The 22327-nt window shown below is 33.6% G+C and carries 19 protein-coding genes; 15 read left to right on the top strand and 4 right to left on the bottom strand.

Annotated elements, in window-relative coordinates:
- Positions 1-10 precede the first annotated feature (10 nt).
- Both recR and ACYQ5R_RS00990 read left to right on the top strand, forming a co-directional pair.
- A complete protein-coding gene (gene recR / locus ACYQ5R_RS00995; protein WP_460189038.1) occupies positions 11-628 on the top strand; it encodes a recombination mediator RecR in 618 nt (205 codons plus the stop codon).
- Entirely contained in the window at positions 628-1791 is a 1164-nt protein-coding gene (locus ACYQ5R_RS00990; RefSeq protein WP_460189037.1) for a glycosyltransferase family 2 protein, read from the top strand. Before recR ends, ACYQ5R_RS00990 begins: the two co-directional genes overlap by 1 nt.
- Here ACYQ5R_RS00990 and ACYQ5R_RS00985 read toward each other — a convergent pair.
- From ACYQ5R_RS00985 to ACYQ5R_RS00975, 3 genes are read right to left on the bottom strand one after another with little or no spacing between them, the layout of a single operon-like run.
- Complete coding sequence (locus ACYQ5R_RS00985; protein WP_460189036.1) at positions 1788-2333, bottom strand: CopD family protein; 546 nt, start codon at positions 2331-2333, stop codon at positions 1788-1790. The two genes, ACYQ5R_RS00990 and ACYQ5R_RS00985, sit on opposite strands and share 4 nt — an antisense overlap.
- A 48-nt stretch (positions 2334-2381) precedes the next feature.
- Positions 2382-3398, bottom strand: a complete 1017-nt coding sequence (hemH, locus tag ACYQ5R_RS00980) for a ferrochelatase (RefSeq protein ID WP_460189035.1) — start codon at positions 3396-3398, stop codon at positions 2382-2384.
- A gap of 5 nt (positions 3399-3403) precedes the next feature.
- Positions 3404-4306, bottom strand: a complete 903-nt coding sequence (locus ACYQ5R_RS00975) for a helix-turn-helix transcriptional regulator (protein WP_460189034.1) — start codon at positions 4304-4306, stop codon at positions 3404-3406.
- A 284-nt stretch (positions 4307-4590) separates the two neighbouring features.
- Between ACYQ5R_RS00975 and hemA the strand changes: the two genes are divergently transcribed.
- The 12 genes from hemA (at position 4591) to ACYQ5R_RS00915 (ending at position 16674) form a co-directional block, all read left to right on the top strand.
- On the top strand, positions 4591-5859 hold the full coding sequence (gene hemA / locus ACYQ5R_RS00970) for a glutamyl-tRNA reductase (RefSeq protein WP_460189033.1): 1269 nt from the start codon (positions 4591-4593) through the stop codon (positions 5857-5859).
- Positions 5843-7429, top strand: a complete 1587-nt coding sequence (hemC, locus tag ACYQ5R_RS00965) for a hydroxymethylbilane synthase (RefSeq protein ID WP_460189032.1) — start codon at positions 5843-5845, stop codon at positions 7427-7429. The genes hemA and hemC overlap by 17 nt, the downstream gene beginning before the upstream one ends.
- Complete coding sequence (gene hemB, locus ACYQ5R_RS00960; protein WP_460189031.1) at positions 7422-8399, top strand: porphobilinogen synthase; 978 nt, start codon at positions 7422-7424, stop codon at positions 8397-8399. The genes hemC and hemB overlap by 8 nt, the downstream gene beginning before the upstream one ends.
- Positions 8400-8403: 4 nt before the next feature.
- Positions 8404-9693, top strand: a complete 1290-nt coding sequence (gene hemL / locus ACYQ5R_RS00955) for a glutamate-1-semialdehyde 2,1-aminomutase (protein WP_460189030.1) — start codon at positions 8404-8406, stop codon at positions 9691-9693.
- A 28-nt stretch (positions 9694-9721) separates the two neighbouring features.
- Positions 9722-10747 carry a uroporphyrinogen decarboxylase gene (gene hemE, locus ACYQ5R_RS00950; RefSeq protein ID WP_460189029.1) on the top strand — a complete coding sequence of 342 codons (1026 nt, stop codon included), beginning with the start codon at positions 9722-9724 and terminating at the stop codon, positions 10745-10747.
- The gene (locus ACYQ5R_RS00945) at positions 10748-11236 is read left to right on the top strand and encodes a DUF6973 domain-containing protein (protein ID WP_460189028.1); all 489 of its coding nucleotides are present in this window, start codon (positions 10748-10750) and stop codon (positions 11234-11236) included.
- Complete coding sequence (locus tag ACYQ5R_RS00940; protein WP_460189027.1) at positions 11236-11802, top strand: GNAT family N-acetyltransferase; 567 nt, start codon at positions 11236-11238, stop codon at positions 11800-11802. The genes ACYQ5R_RS00945 and ACYQ5R_RS00940 overlap by 1 nt, the downstream gene beginning before the upstream one ends.
- Positions 11792-12694: an oxygen-dependent coproporphyrinogen oxidase gene (gene hemF, locus ACYQ5R_RS00935; RefSeq protein WP_460189026.1), complete on the top strand. Its 903-nt coding sequence runs from the start codon at positions 11792-11794 to the stop codon at positions 12692-12694. Before ACYQ5R_RS00940 ends, hemF begins: the two co-directional genes overlap by 11 nt.
- 526 nt (positions 12695-13220) lie before the next feature.
- Entirely contained in the window at positions 13221-14543 is a 1323-nt protein-coding gene (locus ACYQ5R_RS00930) for a dihydrolipoamide acetyltransferase family protein (protein ID WP_460189025.1), read from the top strand.
- A 140-nt stretch (positions 14544-14683) separates the two neighbouring features.
- Positions 14684-15235 carry an RNA polymerase sigma factor gene (locus ACYQ5R_RS00925; protein ID WP_460189024.1) on the top strand — a complete coding sequence of 184 codons (552 nt, stop codon included), beginning with the start codon at positions 14684-14686 and terminating at the stop codon, positions 15233-15235.
- Entirely contained in the window at positions 15219-15782 is a 564-nt protein-coding gene (locus tag ACYQ5R_RS00920) for a hypothetical protein (RefSeq protein WP_460189023.1), read from the top strand. The genes ACYQ5R_RS00925 and ACYQ5R_RS00920 overlap by 17 nt, the downstream gene beginning before the upstream one ends.
- Positions 15763-16674 carry a hypothetical protein gene (locus ACYQ5R_RS00915; protein WP_460189022.1) on the top strand — a complete coding sequence of 304 codons (912 nt, stop codon included), beginning with the start codon at positions 15763-15765 and terminating at the stop codon, positions 16672-16674. The genes ACYQ5R_RS00920 and ACYQ5R_RS00915 overlap by 20 nt, the downstream gene beginning before the upstream one ends.
- A 97-nt stretch (positions 16675-16771) precedes the next feature.
- On the opposite strand, the gene tsaD is transcribed toward ACYQ5R_RS00915, so the two are convergent.
- Positions 16772-17800, bottom strand: coding sequence for a tRNA (adenosine(37)-N6)-threonylcarbamoyltransferase complex transferase subunit TsaD (gene tsaD, locus ACYQ5R_RS00910; protein ID WP_460189021.1), 1029 nt, complete (start codon positions 17798-17800; stop codon positions 16772-16774).
- Positions 17801-17815: 15 nt separating this feature from the next.
- Here tsaD and ACYQ5R_RS00905 point away from each other — a divergent pair, with 15 nt between their 5' ends.
- Positions 17816-22327, top strand: coding sequence for a translocation/assembly module TamB domain-containing protein (locus tag ACYQ5R_RS00905; protein WP_460189020.1), 4512 nt, complete (start codon positions 17816-17818; stop codon positions 22325-22327).

Below are 22327 nucleotides of genomic sequence, written 5' to 3'. Positions count from 1 at the left end.
ATTTGTGGATATGGAGTTTTCTTCAAAATTATTGGAAAATGCTGTGAATGAAGTGTCTCAATTACCTGGAATTGGTAGGCGTACTGCACTGCGTTTGGTTTTGCATTTATTGAAAAGACCAAAAGATCAAACTCATGCATTAGGTAGGGCTTTGTCAAATCTTGTTGATGAGATTAAACTGTGTAAATCATGTCATAATATTTCGGATGTTGAGATTTGTGAGATTTGTGCAAACCCAAAAAGAAATACCGAAGTTGTTTGTGTTGTAGAAGATGTTAGAGATGTAATGGCTATTGAGAATACGGTTCAATTTAATGGGTTGTATCATGTGTTGGGAGGTAAGATTTCTCCAATGGAAGGAGTAGGCCCTCAAAACCTTACGATTGATAGTTTGATTGAGAAAGTAAGTCAGGGTACAATAAAAGAAGTGATTTTTGCGTTAAGCTCGACAATGGAAGGTGATACTACCAACTTTTATATTTACAAGCAGCTCGAAAAATTCAATATCAAAACCTCTACAATAGCTAGAGGGATTTCTGTTGGAGATGAGTTAGAATACGCAGATGAAGTAACTCTAGGAAGAAGTATTAAGAATAGAATTCCATTTGAAAACTCGCTACAGTCTTAATGAAGTTGTCTATTGTAATTGTTAATTATAACGCTCGTTATTTTCTAGAACTATGTTTACAAAGTGTTTTAGACGCAGTTTCCAATTTAGATGCGGAGATAATTGTTGTAGATAATAATTCTACTGATGACAGTTGTGCGATGGTTGAACGAAAATTCCCTGAAGCATTATTGATATCTAATAAAGAGAATTTTGGTTTTTCTAAAGCGAATAATCAAGGAGTTGCAAAGGCTAGAGGACAGTATGTATTGATTTTAAACCCTGACACAGTTGTTGCTCAAGATACTTTTGAAAAGATAATTGATTTTGCAAAATCGCGTCATAATTTTGGTGCTTTAGGAGCGAGATTAATTGGAGGACACGGCAGTTTTTTATCTGAAAGCAAACGAAGTATTCCTACTCCAATGGTTTCTTTTAATAAGTTGATGGGTATTACAAGTAGAGAAACTTCAAAGTACTATGCAAACCATCTTAAAGAAGATGAAACTGGAGTGATAGAGATTTTGGTAGGTGCTTTTATGTTTATGACTCGTAAAGTCTACAATGAAGTAAAAGGATTTGATGAAAGTTACTTTATGTATGGTGAAGACATTGATTTGAGTTACAAGATTTTAAACAAAGGATATCAGAACTATTATTATGCAGACTCAGAGGTTATTCATTTTAAAGGAGAATGTACTGTTAGAGATGCAAAACGACTGCATCATTTTCACGAAGCGATGAAAATATTCTATCGAGAGCACTTTAAAGTGAATCGATTGTATGACTTCGTCATGTATCTCGGGATTAATTTTTGGTATGTAATGAAAGCTTTAGGTAAGGGCAAGAAAACCAAACGCTCAAAGCTTCCAGAAAAAATTGCCTATTGTGGCAGCGATGATAGTGTTTATAATAGATTAGAAAGAATTTGTAATGGTACAACTAAATTGTATCACTTTAGCGAAGTTGGCAGTGTGCAGCTTCTAAAAGATTTTGCAAAATCTAATAATGTTACAGAATTTGTTTTTGACAGTAACTCTTATTCATATACTAGAATTATTGAATTAATGTCTGCTTTGAAGAATGAAGGGCTAACCTTTAAGATACACCCAAGAAATACAAATTATATTTTAGGAAGCAATACTTCTGATAGTAGAGGAGATGTGTTTGTTTTTGAAAGTTAAGCTTCTGGGTTTCGCTCTCTAATTCCTTTGTAAAGTTTGATACCTCCCATCAATATAAACCCAATAGCCACTATACCGACAACTCCCCAAATCCAACTTATTGTGGTTTTAAGAACTACTAAGAATACGATTGCAAAAAGCAAAATTGTTGCTACTTCATTAAAGATTCTTAATTTAAAAGAGTTGTATTTAATAATATCTTTTTGGAGTTGATTATAAATTGATTGACACAAGAGATGGTAAATAATTAATAGGCTGACAAATCCTAACTTGATCAACATCCAACTCATTGTTAAATAGGCAGGGTTTAAAACTAACATCCAAATGGCGAAAACTGTTGCTAAAATTGCAGAAGGCCATGTGATTATATACCACAATCGCTTACTCATTAATTTGTACTGGTTTTGAAGAATTTCTTTCTCTGGACTTGATTTTTTTACAGTTTCAGCATGATATATAAATAGTCGAACGATATAAAATAATCCTGCAAACCAAGTCACCACAAAAATAATGTGTAGTGATTTTAAATAAAGAAAGTCCATAGCTGCGAGTTTAGTTGAGTATCAAAAATAACGAATTGATTCCTAATCTTAATTTTTCATCCAATCTTCTGTCCACCCAACTACAGTATCAACCCATACATCTTGATCGTTCATACATGGCACATGAAAATAGGATTCACCACCGGCCTCTATAAATTCTTCTTTTCCTTCCATAGCTATTTCTTCAAGAGTTTCCAGACAATCAGTTACGAAAGCAGGTGTAATAACCGCTAGTTTTTTAATTCCTTTTTCAGGAAAAGCCTCTAGTTCAAAATCGGTATATGGCTTTAGCCATGGGTCTTTTAACAAGCGAGATTGGAAGGAGTTGCTATACGTTTTACCATCCATATCTAACTCTTTTATAATCTCTTTTGTAGTTTCAAAGCATTGATGACGATAGCAAGTTTTGTGCGCATCAGATGAAATATTGCAACAGCTTCCATCAATTTTACAATGACTTTTGGTTGTATCTGATTTGTAAATATGACGTTCAGGTATACCATGGTAAGAGAATAAAATATGGTCGTAGTCAATATTTTCTAAACTCTTTTTAATGGTTGTTACCATTGCATTTATATAGGATCTGTTATTATAAAATACAGATTGAATATCTAATTTAACGTCTTTAAATTTTTCTTTAATAAGTTCTTGAGCTTTAACCACTACAGTCTCATAACTAGACATGGCGTAATGTGGGTATAGCGGAATCATAAAAATTTCTGTAACCCCTTGTGCCGTTAATTCTGTAATTCCTTTTTCAATGCTCATAGATCCGTATCGCATTCCTAGAGCCACAGGCACAGAGACTTTTTCCTTGAATTTCTCTGTAAATCTTTCTGATAATACAATTAAAGGTGACCCTTCATCCCACCAGATTTTTTTATAAGCTTCAGCAGATTTTTTTGGTCGCGTATTTAATATGATACCTTTTACTAACAAGAAGCGTTTCCAATAAGGCATGTCAATTACCCGTTCGTCCATTAAAAATTCATCTAAATAAGTTCTAACATCTTTAATTTTTGTAGAGTCTGGGGAACCTAAGTTTACTAGTAATACACCTTTCATTTTTATTATACTGTTTCTTGTTTGGTAAATTGTTTTGGAGTAATTCCGTATTTCTTTTTAAATGCAACAATAAAATGGCTTGAAGTAGAATAGCCTACCTGGGTTGCTACTTCATTTACATTAAAACCGTTTTCGGCCAATAATTTTTTAGCAAATTCCATTTTATAATGGTATAAGTACGTAAAAACCGGCATTCCATACAATTCTTTAAAGCCGAGTTTTATTTTTTTAATATTGAGACCAACCATTTTTGATAGCTCCTCTAAAGAAGGAGGAGCTATCATTTCTTGAATAATTATGTCTTTTACTTGTTTAATTTTCTGAACAGTATCTTCGTTTGCCATAAATGGGCAACGATCTAAATCACTTTCAGTATTCATATTAAAATACATGCTAAGCAATTCATATATTTTTCCTTTTGTGTATAGTGCTTTTAAAGAATTATTTAACTGCTGCTGAAAAATTTGATTTAATACGCCTTTAACAGTATTGCTTGTAGGCTTCGTTTCAATTATCGGTTTTCCTAACTTCATACTTTCAAAGTTGAATACTAAATCTTCTTCCTCTGAAAATAATGAATGAAAATGCTTGATGGGAATTAATACTACCACCAATTCTGAATTAGGTTCTAACTGAAAGAGTAAATTAGATTGAACATCTTTATAGTATATCAATCCAGATTCATTTTCGTACAATTGAATTTTACAATGTTCCATATTAAATGCAACAGAGCAATTAGCGTTTAAACAAAAATATAATTGAATGTAATTGTTTTCTAAATGTTGAAAATAACGCTGGGATTCATCACTTTTATTTATTGCGTGAAGAATTGAAAAGTGTTCAGATTCTTTGTAAAAAAGCTCGGGACTTTTGTCGTTGTTTTTTTTTGTAATTACTGCAAAATTCATAACGATATTTTTTCTCTTTAGTAGAACTATATACCGCAAAAATACAATATTTTATGCAGTGATTGTTCTGTGTTCTTTCAATTTTACATCGTTCTTTTTAACCTGTTTACTTCTCTTTAGTGGCGTGTTTTCATTGATTTTGTTTTGATTTTCAACAAGTTGCACTTCTATTTAAAATCGATATAAATTACGATTCATACCTCATCTCGATATTTTAAGTACTTTTAGCGATATTTTTATGAGATTAGTGTCGGTACTTTTGTCGATATAATTTACTAATTGGTATGCAGAAGAAATTCGCTACGCGGAAATTTTACAATATTGGTTTAAGCTACAAAAAAGCAGATGTGCAGACAAGAGGGAAATTTAGCATATCAAAAGAAAACCAATTATTGTTACTTCAAGAAGCAAGATCACAAGGATTTGATGGATTGGTAGTTTTATCTACCTGTAACAGAACAGAGTTAATGGGTTTAGCAGAGCACCCATATCAATTAATTAGTTTGTTGTGTAAATATTCTGAAGGTACACTTGAGGAGTTTATGGAGGTTTCGAATATTCGTAAAGATACTGAGGCTGTTGGTCACTTGTTCAGATTAGGTACCGGACTATCAAGTCAGATTTTAGGTGATTATGAAATAGTTGGTCAGTTAAAACAGGCGTTTAAATTAGCGAAGCAAGAAGACATGCTGAATGCTTATTTAGAACGATTAATGAACTTGGTGTTTCAGGCGAGTAAACGCGTTAAAAACAAAACCAAATTAAGTTCTGGTACAACTTCGGTTTCGTATGCGGCTGTTCAATATATTTCGGAAAATGTAGAGAGTTACAATCAAAAGAATATATTGGTTTATGGCTTAGGTAAAATGGGAAAACATACTTGTAAAAACCTAGCAAAATATACCAAAAACAATTCAGTTACTTTAATCAATCGCACCAATCAAAAGGCAGTAGATTTTGTCCAAGAGCATCCAGAGATTGCTTGTGCTCAGTTTGATCAACTTACGCAAGAAATTGCAAAGGCTGAGATATTAATAGTCTCAACAGGTGCAGAGAGACCTACTATTACAGAAGCTCATATAGAAAAAGGAAAAGAGTTGTTAATTCTTGATCTTTCTATGCCCGAGAATGTTGATGTAATTTTGGCCGAAAGAAACGAAATTAACTTAGTGAATGTTGATGAGTTATCTAAAATAACCGATAAGACTTTAGAGACAAGAAAGCAAGAGATTCCAAAGGCACAGTTGATAATAGATGTGTACATGGATGAATTTGAAGAGTGGTTAAACCATCGTAGATTTACTCCTGCCATTAACGCCTTAAAACAATCGTTAGAAAATATTAGTGAAAACGAGATTGATTTTCACAAAAAGAAAATAAAAGATTTTGATGTTGATCAGGCACAAATCATTACCTCAAGACTGATTCAAAAAATAACAACCCAGTTTGCAAAGCACTTAAAAGATGAAAACACCTCTCCTGGTCAAAGCATAGAGGTTATGCAGAAAGTGTTTAATATTCATACAGAAAAAGTAGATGCAAAAAGCCATTAGAATTGGTACGCGTTCAAGCGAGTTAGCTTTGTGGCAGGCCAATACCGTAGCAGAACAAATTAATCATTTGGGCTATAAAACAGAAATAGTTCCTATTGATTCTCAAGGTGATTTAGATTTGAATCAACCATTGTATGAAATGGGAATTACTGGGGTGTTTACCAAAACATTAGACGTTGCACTTTTAAACAATCAGATTGATATTGCGGTACACTCTTTAAAAGATGTGCCAACAGTATTGCCTGAAGGTATTGTGCAAGCGGCGGTTTTAAAGAGAGGTCATAATGGAGATGTGCTAATTTTTAAAGAAAACGAAGAATTCTTGAGTCAGAAGGAAGCTGTAATTGCAACTGGAAGCTTGAGAAGAAAGGCACAATGGTTACATAAATATCCATCTCATACCATTACTGGATTAAGAGGGAATGTCAATACACGTTTAGAGAAATTAGCGACGAATAATTGGAACGGAGCCATTTTTGCAATGGCTGGATTAAAACGAATTAAAGTCTTACCAAAAGATAAATTTGTTCCTTTAGATTGGATGTTGCCTGCTCCAGCTCAAGGTATAGTTATGATTGCCGCTATAGAATCTAATACAGATGTACTAGAGGTTTGTAAAGAGCTAAATCACGAAGAAACTGAAAAATGTGCGCATGTTGAGCGTCAGTTTTTAAACGTACTTGAAGGCGGATGTACTGCGCCTATTGGAGCCTTAGCTTACATCAATAAAGATGAAGAGTTAGTCTTTAGAGGAGCCTTGTTTAGTCTTGATGGTCAAAAGAAAGTGGAGGTTGATAAAAAAGTGCCACTTGCTAAATACTACAAGTTAGGAGAGTATAGTGCAAAGGATGTACTAGTGAGAGGCGGTAAGAAGATGATGATAGAAATGAATGAAGAAGACAATAAGTCTGTTCAAATTCTTTCGACCAAACAACTATCAGAATCTCAAACAGATTTATTCGATTCGAAAATTGGATTTAAAATGAGCGATTTTATCGCCATTAGATATAACAGATTAAAGCCAACAGTGTTGAAAGAAGTTCAAAACCATGTAGTTGTAACAAGTCAAAATGGTGTTGAGGCACTATTGAATAACTTTTCACCATTAGAGCTGAATTTTAAAAATATTTATTGTGTTGGTAGAAGAACCAAGCGCTTAATCGAGCGAAAAATTGGAAAGGTGACTAATTCGGAAAACTCAGCAACGGAGTTGGCTAATTATTTGGTTACAGATAATATTGAAGGTGGTGTTACTTATTTTTGTGGAGATAAAAGAAGAGATGAATTACCCTCAATATTAAAAGAAGGAGGAATTACGCTAAATGAGATAGAAGCCTATAGAACCATATTGAATGAACGTAAATTTAGCGATATGTTCGATGCTATTTTGTTTTATAGTCCTACAGGTGTTCAGAGTTATGTAGAAGATAATGAGCATAGAGATGCAGTAGCATTTTGTATTGGAGAAACAACGGCAGAAGAGGCAAGAAAACACTTTGAAAAAGTTGAAGTATCTAAATTACCTTCCATTGAAAATGTGATTAAAACGGTTAATACTTATTATGAATAATATTAGAAGACCTCGTAGAAATCGAAAATCAGCGGCTCTTCGAGCTATGATTGAAGAGACAACTTTGTCTGTTAATGATTTTATTTATCCTGTATTCCTTATAGAAGGTTCTAATAAAAAAGAAGCCATAGAATCTATGCCCGGGATTTATAGGTATTCATTGGATTTGTTATTAAAAGAAATTCAAGAATGTGTTGATTTAGGTATTAAAGGTTTTTGTGTTTTCCCTTCGTTAGGTGAAGGTAAAAAAGATAAGTACGCAACAGAAGGTCACAACAAAAGTAGTTTGTACAATGTTGCATTGGAAAAAATTAAAACCGAGTTTCCATCAATAGCTTTAATGACTGATATTGCTATGGATCCTTATTCAAGTGATGGTCATGATGGAATTGTAGAAAATGGTGAGATTCTAAACGATGAAACGTTAGAGATATTAGGAAAAATGGCTTTAGCTCAAGCTGAGGCAGGAGCAGATATTTTAGGTCCTTCTGATATGATGGATGGTAGAGTAGGATACATAAGAAAAGTATTAGATGATGCTGGATATACGCAAGTATCTATCATGTCTTATACAGCAAAATATGCCAGTGCGTTTTATGGTCCGTTTAGAGATGCTTTAGACTCTGCACCTAAGTTTGGTGATAAGAAAACCTATCAAATGAATCCTGCGAATTCTAACGAAGCTTTAATTGAAGCAGATTTAGATATTCAAGAAGGTGCTGATATGATTATGGTAAAACCTGCTCTTGCTTATCTCGATATTATTAAGTTGTTGAAAGATAACTTTGATGTTCCTGTTACTGCCTATAATGTGAGTGGTGAATATGCAATGCTTAAAGCCGCAGCAGAGAAAGGATGGTTAGATGGAGAAGCAGTGATGCTTGAGAGTTTGTTGAGTATAAAGAGAGCGGGTGCAGATATAATTCTTACTTATTTTGCTAAAGAGGTTGCTCATTTATTAAAGAAGTAAAACTATGGAATTTAAGAAATCAGAAAAACTATACAATAAAGGACTAGAGCACTTAGTTGGTGCGGTAAACTCACCAGTAAGGGCGTTTGCATCTGTTGGAGGGAATCCTTTGTTCATTAAGAAAGCCAAAGGGTCTAAGATAGTAGATGTAGATGGAAATGAATATTTAGACTTGGTATTGTCTTATGGTCCTATGATTTTGGGACATAGACATAAAAAAGTTCAAAAAGCTATTAAAAAAGCGCTTGAAAACGGTTACTCTTTTGGAGCGAGTACGGAGAACGAAATTAAATTGGCAAAAATTGTTTGTGATGCGTTTCCTGGTATGGACAAAGTGCGATTCGTTAATTCGGGTACGGAGGCAGTTTTATCAGCAATTCGTTTAGCTCGTGCATTTACTGGTAAGAATAAAATCATCAAATTTTCAGGTTGCTACCACGGTCATACAGATGCGTTATTAGTGGCAGCAGGCTCTGGATTAGCAACTTTGAGTTTGCCTGGTAGTAAAGGTGTGCCAGATGAGGCTGTAAAAAACACTTTAATTGCTGAGTATAACAATCTAGAAAGCATTCAAAATCATATTGACAGTCATAGCGATATAGCTGCTGTAATTATTGAGCCTGTTGGAGGTAATATGGGAGTTGTAGTACCGCAAGATGATTTCTTAATCAAGTTAAAAGAATTATGTGCTTCTAATGGAATTTTATTAATTGCAGATGAAGTTATGACTGGTTTCCGTTCGAAATTTGGTGGTGCGCAAGAATTGCTAGGTGTAGAATCAGATATCACTTGTTTAGGCAAGGTTATTGGTGGTGGATTTCCAGTTGGTGCTTATGGAGCTCGAAACGAAATTATGGAATGCGTAGCACCTTTAGGTGGTATGTATCAAGCGGGAACCTTGTCAGGAAATCCTATTGCAATGGCAGCAGGTATTTCAACCTTATCAACTCTTAAGAAGCAAAACCCATATCAAGATTTTTATGATGTTGGTGAGCAAATAGAACAAATTTTATTGGAAGCCGCGGCTAAATATAATGTGGCAATAACAGTAAATAGATTTGGTTCAATGATGAATCCGTTTTTTACAAAAGAAACGGTCGTAGATTTTAAAACCGCACAGTCTAGTGATACAAAAATGTTTGCTGTGTTCTTTTGGGAGATGATTCGTCATGGGGTGTTTTTACCGCCTTCGCAATTTGAAGCGTGGTTCTTATCGTCGGCAATTAATGATGAAGATTTGTTAAAATTAACGCGAGCTGTAGATGCCGCAATGAAAAAAGTATCAGAGAGTTAATAGCAATTGCATTAACCAATATTATAGTATGATTAAAAACGATTTATTTTTAAGAGCACTTCGAGGAGAAACTGTTGAAAGACCTCCGGTTTGGATGATGCGTCAAGCAGGACGATACCTTCCAGAATTTATGGCTATTCGTGAGAAATATGATTTTTTCACAAGATGTAGAACACCAGAATTAGCGAGTGAAATTACCGTACAACCAATTAGAAGATACGGTATGGATGCTGCAATTTTATTTTCAGATATTTTGGTGATTCCTCAAGCTATGAATATTGAAGTGCAAATGAAACCAAACTTTGGTCCTTACTTGCCAAATCCGGTGCGAGACCAAAAAGGTGTTGATAATGTTATCGTACCAGATGTTCACGAAGAGTTGGGTTACGTTATGGATGCTATCAAGGCAACTAAGGAGTTATTGAATGATGAAATTCCTTTGATTGGTTTTGCAGGTTCACCATGGACAATATTGTGTTATGTAGTTCAAGGTCAAGGTTCTAAGAACTTTGATAAGGCTAAAGAATTTTGTTTTACAAATCCTGTTGCAGCGCATCAATTATTGCAAAAAATTACCGATACAACTATTGCTTATTTAAAGGCAAAGGTAGTTGCAGGTGTGAATGCGGTTCAAGTGTTTGACTCATGGGGAGGTATGTTGTCTCCTGCAGATTATCAAGAGTTTTCTTGGAAATATATCAATCAAATTATTGAGGCATTAAAAGACGATGCTCCCGTGATTGCCTTTGGTAAAGGCTGTTGGTTTGCACTAGAAGAAATGGCTAAATCAAACGCCTCAGCATTAGGTGTAGATTGGACAGTCACCCCTCAAATAGCGAGACAATTAACCAATAATGCAATCACTTTACAAGGTAACTTTGATCCGGTGAGATTACTATCTCCAACAGCAAAAATAAAGGACATGGTAAAAGAGATGATCGATGCTTTTGGTAAAGATAAATATATCGTAAACCTGGGGCATGGTATTTTGCCACATATTCCTTTAGAAAATGCAGGAGCCTTTATTGAGGCTGTTAAAGAATACAAAGCCTAAATGGCCCTCATAACGGTCATAAAACAAATAAAAGCCAAACAATTGTTTGGCTTCTTTCGTTTTTTTATACGACATCCCTTTTTTGCAGTCGCTACTTTTTTTGCTACTGTAAAGACCTATAGAATTGCTGAGCGACAATTCCCTAAAATTCATGGTAAGCACAACAAGGCAAATGCTTTTAGGCATGCCTTGTGGAATTGGCTGATAGCAAGAGCATGCTATAAATATTCCAAGAACATTGAAAAAGTTATTCGTTGGACTAAAGATGTTACAGATTGGCACGAAGAATTATTTATTAATGAAGAACTACCGCGATTAATGGATGAGCACAATAATGCTATAGGTAGAGGTTTTTTTGCTGAATATGTAACCTTATCACATGAGCAGATTGTTGAATTTCTATTGAAAAAAATAGATGGTGCTGTTATGGTTGTATCAATCGTAGAGGTTGAAAAGAACCCTTTAGAATTGGTATATTTAGAAGATTAATGGAGGTATTATTTCAAATAGAAACCAATATTGGAGAAGTTACTATTGCTCCTGTTCAACAAAAAGATGCTTGGGGTATTTGCGATTTTGTAGTTGCTAATGAAGATCGGTTAAGAACGTTTTTTCCAAAAACCTTGGCGCAAAATTTAACTCCGGAGTTAGCAGAACTTTTTACTCTAAAAAAAGAGAGGCAGTACAGTTTAAAAGAGGAATATTTATATACCTTAAAGTTGAATGCGAAGAAAGTTGTTGGGTTAATTTATATAAAAGAATTACAGAAAGTAATTGGTCAAGGGGAGTTTGCCTATTGCATTGATTATACTATAGAAGGCCAAGGTGTCATTACCAAAGCTGTAGCGTTTTTGGTTGACTATGCTTTTGAGAATCTAGAATTGAACAGATTGCAAATCATTGTGCATAAAGACAATGTAGGGAGTATTAAAGTTACTGAGAAGAATAATTTTATGTGGCAGAAAACGCTTTCAAAAGCGTTTACGCCTCCTGGGAAAAATGCAATGAATATGGAATTGTATGAACGATTTAAAATCAACAATAATGAAAGATAAATTTTACAACTATATACAAGCATTACAAGATACCATCACATCAAAGTTGGAGGCTATTGATGGTATTGCTGTGTTTGAGGAAGATATTTGGGAACGCCCAGAAGGTGGAGGCGGCAGAACTCGTGTAATTAGTGAGGGTGCCGTTTTTGAAAAAGGAGGAGTAAACATTTCGGCTGTACATGGTCCTTTGGCACCAGCAATGCAGAAGTATTTTGGTGTAGAAGATTGTGATTTTTTTGCTTGTGGTTTAAGTTTGGTTTTACATCCTAAAAACCCAATGGTACCAACAGTTCATGCCAATTGGCGATATTTTGAAATGTATGATAAATCGGGTGAAACGGTAACTTCATGGTTCGGTGGCGGACAAGATTTAACACCGTATTATTTATTTGAAGAAGATGCCAAACATTTTCATGCGATTTGCAAGCGAGCTTGTGATAATCACAATCCTGATTTCTATGCAAAATACAAAGCGCGATGCGACGAGTATTTTCACAATGCACATAGAAATGAAGCAAGAGGCATAGGAGGTTTGTTCTTTGACTATTGCAAGGCAACCGATGAGATGAGTATGGAACAATGGTATAATTTTGTAACAGAAGTTGGTAATAGTTTTTTAGAGGCGTATGCACCAATTGTAGAAAGAAGAAAAAATCTAGAATACACAAATGAGCAAAGAGATTGGCAAGAAGTGCGAAGAGGTCGTTATGTTGAGTTTAATTTGATTCACGATAAAGGCACATTGTTCGGATTAAAAACCAATGGTAGAATAGAAAGTATTCTTATGAGTCTTCCGCCACATGTACAGTGGCAATACAATCATCATCCCGAAATAGGAAGTGAAGAGGAAAAGCTAATAGAAGTTCTGCAAAATCCTAAAGATTGGGTGTAGTAGATTATATGATACTTATCGTTTTACAGTTATACGAAAGCCAATACCTTTGCATGAAGAATTGTTACTTGATTCAAAATTGTAGCATTATAGGTCCTGGATATATTACATATCCTACAGATTCTTATTTATAAATTTTATTAATGATTCAATTTGACGGACTTTATGAATTGATTTGTATTTCAACAAGTAAAGATTGAGAGAATTAGAATAGGATATGACCTATTATATTTCCCAGGTAATTAACACATAGTGAAAGAATAAGGTTAAATGTTTGTGCAAAATACTTGTAGAGCTTTTGATTTACTAGCGTATAGAAATCAATCAGAAATCATGATTTTTTAGATTATAGTTTAATTTTGTAATTATCAGTAAAAATTGTTTTTAATTGCGAATATTATTAATAATAGCTTTAAATTACATGTTGAATTTAGAATAATATAATAATATATAGAATCATTAAGAATTCGTATAGCGCTTCTTTCCTCACTTTTTCATACCTTTGCGAGACTAAAAAATCAAACGAATGGCATTATTTGAATTAAAACTTCCTAAAATGGGCGAAAGTGTTGCAGAGGCAACCATTACTTCTTGGTTAAAAGAAGTAGGAGATACCATTGAATTAGACGATGCAGTAGTTGAAATTGCTACTGATAAAGTTGACTCGGAAGTTCCAAGTGAGGTAGAGGGTGTTTTAGTTGAGAAACGGTTTGAAGAAAATGATGTAGTTCAAGTAGGTCAAACATTAGCAGTTATTGAAATTGAGGGTGAGGGAACAGAAGAGGCTGCTGTAGCAGATGCTCCCGAGGTTATAGAAGTTGCTGCAGAAATTGAAGCTTCGGTTCAAGCTACTGTTGAAACTGTTAATGTACCAATAGAAAAAACAAGTCCATCTGGTAAATTCTTTTCTCCATTAGTAAGAAATATTGCAGAGACCGAAGGGGTGTCTATGGCAGAATTAGAAAGTATTAATGGCACTGGTAAAGATAACCGTGTAACGAAAACAGATATTTTAGATTATATAGCAAATAGAGGAAGCGCTCCTGTAAAATCGGAAGCTCAGGTAAAAGAAGTTTCTTCTACTCCAGCTCGGGCCAAAGTAGCGCCATCGATTCCTGTTACTCCAATTGCAGCAAGTGGCGAAGATGAGATTGTTGAAATGAACCGTATGGCAAAATTGATTGCTAAACATATGGTTGATTCAGTTCAAACTTCTGCGCATGTGCAATCCTTTATAGAGGTAGATGTTACAAATATTGTAAAGTGGAGAAATAAAGTAAAAGATCAATTCTTTGCTAGAGAAGGAGAGAAATTAACGTTTACACCAATATTTATGCAAGCGGTAGCGCTAGCTTTAAAAGCTTTCCCAATGTTGAATATTTCAACCAATGGTGAGCAAATTGTAAAGAAGAAGAATATTAATTTGGGTATGGCCACTGCATTAGGTGATGGTAATTTAATAGTGCCTGTTATTAAGAATGCAGATCAATTAAACTTAGTTGGTATGGCTAAGCAGGTGAATAATTTGGCTAATAAAGCTAGAAACAATGCCTTGAGTCCTGATGATATCCAAGATGGAACCTATACGGTAACAAATGTTGGAGGTTTTGGTAGTATTATGGGTACGCCAATTATAAATCAACCACAGGTAGGTATTTTGGCTTTAGGTGCTATTAGAAAAATGCCAGCAGTTATTGAAACCCCAGAAGGCGACTTTATTGGTATAAGACAAAAAATGTTCTTATCGCATTCATACGATCATAGAGTGGTAAATGGTGCAGCTGGTGGAATGTTTATAAAACACATTAAAGAATTTTTAGAATCTTGGGATTTAGATACTGCATTTTAAGTTGAATTTAAATAATATGAAACCTCCCGATTTGGGAGGTTTTTTTATGCTTAAATTTTTTTCAAAAAAATCGCACTAATTTGCAACAAGGCAAAATTAGTCTCGTCTTTGATAATGAACACTAACTGAATAAGCACATTGTGAAAATTAACCATTTAGGAATCATAGAAAAGTGTAAACAATACGATCGAAGGGCACAGTTGAAATTATACAATCAGTATTGCGATGCTATGTACCAAGTTTCATACAGATTTATGAAAAATTCTCAGGACGCTGAGGATGTGATGCAAGAAGCATTTATAAAAGCTTTTAAAAAGATAGATTCTTATAAAGGTGAAGTTACCTTTGGCGCTTGGTTAAAGAAGATAGTGATTCATACCTGTATTGATTCATTAAAATCAGCAAAACTTAAATTTTCTGATGTAGATAAAAGGTATTTGAATGTTGTAGATAGGGATGACAATTGGGAGGTAGATGACCTAGTTTCTTTGGAAGAAATTAAAACAGCTATTTCTCAATTGTCTCCTAAATACGAGGTAGTAGTGTCCTTATTTTTAATAGAAGGATATGATCATCAAGAGATTTCTGAAGTACTTGGTATTTCTGAAGTAAATTCGAGAACGCAGTTGATGCGTGGTAAACAAAAATTAAAAGAATCTTTAAAATTTGTCAGTAATGGGACAGGATCTTAGAAACCTTATTAAAGAAGAACAAACGAAAAGAGTACCATTAAAACAAGGCCATAAGCAACGATTTGAATATCGTTTAGAGACAGCGTTTCCTCATAAGAAAAAAGATAACAATTGGTTGAAAATTGCTGCGGTAATTGTAATTGTTCTTTCTTTGGGATTTGCAGGGTTTTACTACTTAAATGCTGAAGGATTGAACAATGAGATTGTAGAGAATGAAATAAAGTACAACTCAATGGGTGAAATTTCTCCAGATCTAAAGAAGGTAGAAGATTTCTATTTAAACCATATAAATTATCAAATAGCAAAGATTAAGATTACTGATGAAAACAAGATTATTTTGGCAGCCTATTTTGACCAATTAGGCGAGCTTCAAAATGAATATGATACTACAATCGCATCAATCTCTGAGGAAGAAATTTCTGAAGAAACTATAGATGCACTCATTCAAAACCTACAATCAAGATTAAAACTAATGTATCAATTAAAGGGAGAGTTAAAAAAGATGAACAACCTAAACACACAAGAAAATGAAAGCAATAAAGTATAGTGTATTGATTGTATTTTTATTACAAGTTGGCTTATTGGTAGCCCAAACCCAAACAAAACAAATTAAAGAAAACTTTAATGTAAACAGCGATGTAGTTATTGAGATTAATACAAGTCATAGCGATGTAGTAGTAGAGCATTGGGACAAAAATCAGGTTTCAATAGAGGCTACTTTAACGGCAAACGGTATGTCTAAATCAGAGGCCGAGGAGTTATTCAAAAACTGGAAATTAGAGGCATTAGGAAATTCATCTAAAGTCGTGGTAACATCACATCCTAATTTTACATACCATTTTGACGCTATGGATTTTGTATTTGATATGGATTTGCCTGTAATGGATTTCAATTTTGAACCAGTATTAGCATTTGCCATTGATTTTGATTCGTTAGATATGTCTGCACCTCCAGTAATGCCAGAAGTTGCTGTTAAAGTTTTAAAATCGATTGAGTGGGATCAAAAAGCATATCAAAAAGATAAAGAGAAGTATTTGGCAGAATGGGAGAAAAAGCAGGGGGAATGGGAAAAGGAAATTGAAGAAAGCATAGAGCCTATAATGGAAGAGTACGAAAAAAAGATGGAAAAATGGGAGAAGGAATATGCTCAGAAGTATGAGCCAAAAATGAAGGAGTACGAAAAAGAAATGGCGAAATGGGAAAAAGAGTTTGAAGAAAAGTACGCGCCAAAGATTAAAGCTTTTGAACAAGAAATGGCAGAAAAAGAGAAGAAGATGGAAAAACAGGTAAAAGAATTGGAAGCGAAATTAGAGCAAAAAGAGACGAAATTGAATGAGATTTCGAATAAAATTGTAATAAAAATACCAAAAAAAGCGAAAGTTGATGCAAATACGCGTAAGGGTTCTATAAAACTACCGACAGAAGTTATCAAGATATAGTTTGAATAAATTATGTTCACTTAGATTTCCAAAAGAAACATAAGAAGCTTTAACAGATTTAACTGAACATAAAAACCTCCTAATTTAGGAGGTTTTTTTATTCTGTAACCTTAAGTCTAGCAGTAGCAGTAACATCAAAATTGGAAAAATTATTTTGCAAATAATTTAAATAACCTGTTATTCCAATCATCGCTGCGTTATCTGTTGTATATTCAAATTTTGGAATATAAGTGGTCCACCCATATTTTTTTTCAGCTTCTTTTAAGACCTTTCTTATTTCGGAATTAGCACTTACTCCACCTGCAATGGCTATATGTTTTATGCTTGTTTGCTTAGAAGCATTCTTTAGCTTATCCATTAATATTTGAACAATGGTGTGCTGAATGCTTGCGCAAATATCGTTTCGGTTTTCTTGAATGAATTTAGGATTGTCTTTGGTGTTCTTTTCAATAAAACGTAAAATACCAGTTTTTAATCCGCTAAAGCTAAATTCTAAATCGCCTACTTTTGGTTTAGTAAAAGGAAATGCTTTTGGATTTCCTTCTTTGGCATACTTATCTATTAATGGTCCACCTGGATAAGGCAATCCCAAAATTTTAGCAGATTTATCAAAAGCTTCGCCAACAGCATCATCTAAGGTTTCTCCTAATATTTCTAAATCAAAATAATCATTGATTTTCACTATTTGAGTATGTCCACCACTAATGGTTAAACACAAAAAAGGGAAGGGTGGTTTTTCTTGACTTTCATCATCGATAAAATGTGCCAAAATGTGACCCTGCATATGATTTACTCCTATTAATGGAATGTTTAAACCTTGTGCTAAACTCTTTGCAAATGAACTGCCCACAAGTAGAGATCCCATTAATCCAGGACCGCGTGTAAAAGCTATGGCATTTAGCTGATTTTTATCGATATTTGCTCTTAGGATAGCTTGCTGTACAACGGGGATAATATTTTGCTGATGTGCCCTTGAGGCTAATTCAGGTACCACACCGCCATAGGCTGCGTGAATTTCTTGATTTGCAACAACATTAGATAGTACTTTTCCGTTGCATAGTACGGCAGCACTTGTATCATCACACGATGATTCTATTCCTAAAATATATACAGGAGGTTTGCTCATTCTTGTAATTAAGGCATGAAAATTGTCATAGAAAATGCAAAGTTAACGCTTATCAAAAGAACAAAAAAAATAGTAATTAAATTTTTACGCAGTCTCACTGTACTACTGGTGTTAATTGCTTTATTGCTTGCTATTCCCGCTGTTCAAACAAAGTTAGGCCGAGTTGCAACAAATTATTTAAATAAAGATTTTAATACCAATATTGTTGTTAATAAGGTAGACTTATCAATTTTAGGTAGAATTAAATTGAAAGAGATTGACATTAAAGATCATCATTTAGATTCTATGATCAATATCGAAAGTTTATCAACTTCCATTTTTAGTTATCGCAATATCTTAAATAATAAGTTCGAATTTGGAGATATTACCCTAGAAGGTATAAACTTTATTATGAAAACTTATGAGGGTGAGAATGAAGATGCGTTTAACATATTTGTTTCGAGATTTGATGAAGAAAAGCCTGATACGATTCCATCTAACTTTTTAATGACCGCTGAAAGAGTTATTTTAAAAGATGCATTTTTAACAATTATTGATGAAAATAGACCAGATGATCCAGATGTCTTTTTTGACAATATTTATGGCGATGTCGATCATTTATTGATTGATGGCCCTAATTTTTCAGGAGATATTCGAGATTTTGAGTTTATTGAAAATCATCAAATTCAAGTTGAAGATTTGGATTCAGATTTTTCCTATACGCGTCAACGTATGAAACTTGCCAACACATCACTGAGAACTGAAACCTCAATAGTAGAGGCGGATGTAACTTTTTTTAGAGATGGTAGTTTTAAAGATTTCAATAACAAAGTACAGTTTGAAGCCAAGGTTAAAGAGGCTCATGTATCTTTAATAGACTTAAATAAATTCTACGGAAAGTTCGGTAACAATGATATACTGCATTTTAGTTCGAATCTTAGTGGTACACTCAATAATTTTTATGCCGAAGACTTGCAACTTCAATCGGATATGGATTTGATTATTGATGGTGATTTTGAAGTTGTAAATGCATTTGAAAACGAAAATGGATTCTCTTTAAATGCAAAGCTTCGTGAATTAATATCTGATCATAAGCAGTTAAAAGGTTTGCTTCCAAGTATTTTGGAAAAATCTTTGCCTACAGAATTTAAGACTTTGGGTAGATTTGAACTAAGTGGTAATGCCTTTGTTACTCCAGAATTGATTGATGCACAATTGCAATTAAACTCAGATATAGGTTCGGCAATTACAGATTTAGAATTATCTAATATTGGTCATATAGATAATGCATCGTACAAAGGAGAGGTGAAAATAATTGACTTCAAATTAGGGGAGTATTTAAAGGATTCACTTATTGGTAAATTATCTGTGGATGCCTATATCGATGGAACAGGGTTTCGATCGGATAATTTGAATATTGCTGTAGATGGTATGGTGCATAAACACCAGTATAAAGGCTATACATATAGAAATATTCGTTTAGTTGGACAGTTTGGAAATAAGAAGTTTAATGGACAATTATTTGCGAATGATGAGAATCTTAAATTGGATTTTATTGGTTTAGCAGACCTTGCCTCAAACCCATACAATTTTGATTTTGAAGCCATTATTGATTATGCTGATTTTAATAAATTAAATTTATTTAAGCACGATTCTATCTCTATCTTAAAAGGAGATATAGATATCGCCTTGCGTGGGAATACTTTGGAAGATTTAGAGGGGTCAATACATTTTACCCAAGCATCATATACCAATCAAAACGACTTGTACTTCTTCAAAGATTTTGATTTAATTTCTTCTTTTGACGGAAATGTTAGAACTGTTTCGTTTAATTCTCCCGATATAATGAATGGAGAAATTAAAGGAGAATTTTTGTTTAGAGAATTGGGTAAATTGGCTCAAAACACAATTGGAAGTATATATACAAACTATGATTCGAATTCTATTAGAGAAGGTCAGTATTTAGATTTTGATTTTAAAATATATGATAAAGTAATTGAGATTTTATTTCCAGAGGTAAAACTAGATCCAAATACATTTATAGAAGGATCTATGAATGGTGATACCGACGAACTCAAAATTTCTATGCGATCTCCAGGGGTGTCAATAGATGATGTGCATATTGATAGTATTCGATTACAGATCGACAATCAGAATCCACTTTTTAATACACAATTTACAATTGATGAGATTACAGCAAAAAGTTATAGGTTGTCGGATATTGGTTTAGTAAATGTAACGTTAAACGATACACTTTACTTTAGAACTCAGTTCAAAGGTGGATTTGAAAATACAGAAACTTTTGATTTAGGCTTTTATCATACAATAGATGAAAACGATAATTCAATAGTGGGTATTAACAACTCAAAGGTTATCTATAAAAACCAGACATGGAAAATAAATCCAAATGAGAATAAAAAAAACAAAGTTGTCTTTGCAGAAGATTTAAGCTCTTTTGAAGTAAAAGAATTTGATGTGCAATCTGGGAGACAGAAAATAAAAATGTTTGGTTCTTCATTTGGAGCAGAAGAAAAGAATTTAAATATAGAATTTGATAATGTTAACCTTGCCGGAATTACTCCTGATATTGAAGATTGGCACTTTGCGGGTTTAATTAATGGAGGACTTTCGTATAATGAGAGTCAGGGAGACGTATTGCCTGTTGCTAATATTTTTATTGAAGATTTCTTTGTTAATGAGTCTTATCAAGGTAATTTAAATGTTGATGTACAGGGACAAAATTCGTTGAGAAGATTTGATGTAGATGTTTCTATAATCGATGGAGAAACAACAAACTTATTGGCAAATGGAGTAGTTGATTTTACCAGTGAAGAACCAAATATTGGAATGAATATCGATTTTGACCGCCTAAAATTAGATATACTAAGCCCATTAGGAGATGAGAACTTCACAAACATGCGGGGTTATGTATATGGGGAGGCTTCTTTGGTGGGTAATTTAAACAATCCAGCAATGCGCGGTGAATTGTTTTTAGATCAGGCTGGTGTAGCACTACCATATTTAAATGTAGATTATGATTTTGAAGGTACCACAGTAGTTAATTTGCATGAACAGACATTTGAAATTGTAGATTTATCTTTAAGAGACATTCATTCAAATACCACAGGTACTTTAGATGGTACAATTTCACATTCTTATTTTACAGATTGGTCTTTAGATTTAAATTTAAATACAAACAACCTATTGGTTTTAAATACAGATCAATCAGAAGACGAGTTGTATTATGGACAAGGCTATATTGATGGCTCTGCTAATATTAGAGGATTAACAGATAACTTAACAATTAATGTTATTGGTAAGACGAACCCAGGTACTCGCTTTGTAATTCCTTTAAGTGATTTAAAGACTGTAGAAAATACAAAACTGGTGCGTTTCGTTTCTGATAAAAATAGAAAAACAGAAGAAAATGCCTTTGAGATTCCGGAAGAAATGTTATTCGACAGAATTAAAGGATTGTCTATTAATTTCGATTTAGAAGTTACCAAAGATGCAGTTATTGAAATGATTTTAGATGAGGCTACCAATAGTTCTTTAAAGGGTAGTGGTACAGGTGATTTAAGAATTGAAATAGACACCAATGGTAAGTTTAATATGTTTGGTGATTTTACTGTTGATAATGGTCGTTACGATTTTACCTTAGCAGGGGTAGCGAACAAGCGATTTGAAGCTGTTAAAGGAGGGACTATTTCTTGGAATGGTAACCCTTACACTGCCGACGTAAATATTGAAACCATATACAGGGTATATGCAAACCCTAAAACTATCCTTGAGAGTGTTTATACCAATAGAGATATTCCTGTAGATTTAGTAACGAGATTTACGGGAGAATTATACGACTCTCAAAAAGAATTTGATGTAATAGTACCCGATGTAGATTCTGAAGTGAAATCAGAATTGGATTTTAAAATCAGTCAAAATGAAGATATGATTAAGCATTGGGGTACACTTTTGATTTTTGGTAATTTTTATAATGATGAATCAACATTGTTTGAAAATAGTAAAGGGGTAGGTGAAGAAACAGTATACCAATTGTTATCTGGAGCAATTACCGGATTAATAAGTAAAGGAAACGATAATTTTAAAATGTCTTTTGATTATAGGTCAGCAACTGATTTATCGGCAATTGAAGATATTAATACGAATGATCAATTTGATGTTTCTGTTAAGACCAAGATTAACGATCGTATTTTAATTGATGGTACGGTTGGTGTTCCTGTAGGATCAGAAAATAAGAATGCCACTGTTGTTGGTGAGGCAACTGTAGAGTTTTTATTAAATGATGAGGGAACATTGAGATCTACTGTATTTAACCGTCAAAACGAAATACAATATACAGAAGAGGAAGAAGGGTATACCCAAGGAGTAGGACTTTCTTATACTTTTGATTTTGACAATGGTAAAGAATTGTTAGAGCGCTTGGGCTTGCGTAAAAAAGAAAAAGAGAAAGATTCTGCTCAGCAAAAAGGTATAGATACAATTCAAAAGACGAATAGGCCGAAGACTGTTACTTTTAAATCTTCGAATTAA

Source organism: Urechidicola sp. KH5 (genome assembly GCF_054661455.1).
Note: the sequence above shows the minus strand (reverse complement) of the source record. Positions and strands in the feature narration are given on the sequence as shown.

Excerpts from the sequence above, each read along its gene's own strand:
- ACYQ5R_RS00920 (WP_460189023.1), top strand. The coding sequence starts at position 15,219 with ATGGGACAGGATCTTAGAAACCTTATTAAAGAAGAACAAACGAAAAGA.
- ACYQ5R_RS00915 (WP_460189022.1), top strand. The coding sequence starts at position 15,763 with ATGAAAGCAATAAAGTATAGTGTATTGATTGTATTTTTATTACAAGTT.
- ACYQ5R_RS00940 (WP_460189027.1), top strand. The coding sequence starts at position 11,236 with ATGGAGGTATTATTTCAAATAGAAACCAATATTGGAGAAGTTACTATT.
- hemF (WP_460189026.1), top strand. The coding sequence starts at position 11,792 with ATGAAAGATAAATTTTACAACTATATACAAGCATTACAAGATACCATC.
- recR (WP_460189038.1), top strand. The coding sequence starts at position 11 with ATGGAGTTTTCTTCAAAATTATTGGAAAATGCTGTGAATGAAGTGTCT.
- ACYQ5R_RS00905 (WP_460189020.1), top strand. The coding sequence starts at position 17,816 with ATGAAAATTGTCATAGAAAATGCAAAGTTAACGCTTATCAAAAGAACA.
- ACYQ5R_RS00930 (WP_460189025.1), top strand. The coding sequence starts at position 13,221 with ATGGCATTATTTGAATTAAAACTTCCTAAAATGGGCGAAAGTGTTGCA.
- ACYQ5R_RS00990 (WP_460189037.1), top strand. The coding sequence starts at position 628 with ATGAAGTTGTCTATTGTAATTGTTAATTATAACGCTCGTTATTTTCTA.
- hemB (WP_460189031.1), top strand. The coding sequence starts at position 7,422 with ATGAATAATATTAGAAGACCTCGTAGAAATCGAAAATCAGCGGCTCTT.
- hemH (WP_460189035.1), bottom strand. The coding sequence starts at position 3,398 with ATGAAAGGTGTATTACTAGTAAACTTAGGTTCCCCAGACTCTACAAAA.
- hemE (WP_460189029.1), top strand. The coding sequence starts at position 9,722 with ATGATTAAAAACGATTTATTTTTAAGAGCACTTCGAGGAGAAACTGTT.
- ACYQ5R_RS00975 (WP_460189034.1), bottom strand. The coding sequence starts at position 4,306 with ATGAATTTTGCAGTAATTACAAAAAAAAACAACGACAAAAGTCCCGAG.
- hemA (WP_460189033.1), top strand. The coding sequence starts at position 4,591 with ATGCAGAAGAAATTCGCTACGCGGAAATTTTACAATATTGGTTTAAGC.
- hemC (WP_460189032.1), top strand. The coding sequence starts at position 5,843 with ATGCAAAAAGCCATTAGAATTGGTACGCGTTCAAGCGAGTTAGCTTTG.
- ACYQ5R_RS00945 (WP_460189028.1), top strand. The coding sequence starts at position 10,748 with ATGGCCCTCATAACGGTCATAAAACAAATAAAAGCCAAACAATTGTTT.
- hemL (WP_460189030.1), top strand. The coding sequence starts at position 8,404 with ATGGAATTTAAGAAATCAGAAAAACTATACAATAAAGGACTAGAGCAC.
- ACYQ5R_RS00985 (WP_460189036.1), bottom strand. The coding sequence starts at position 2,333 with ATGGACTTTCTTTATTTAAAATCACTACACATTATTTTTGTGGTGACT.
- tsaD (WP_460189021.1), bottom strand. The coding sequence starts at position 17,800 with ATGAGCAAACCTCCTGTATATATTTTAGGAATAGAATCATCGTGTGAT.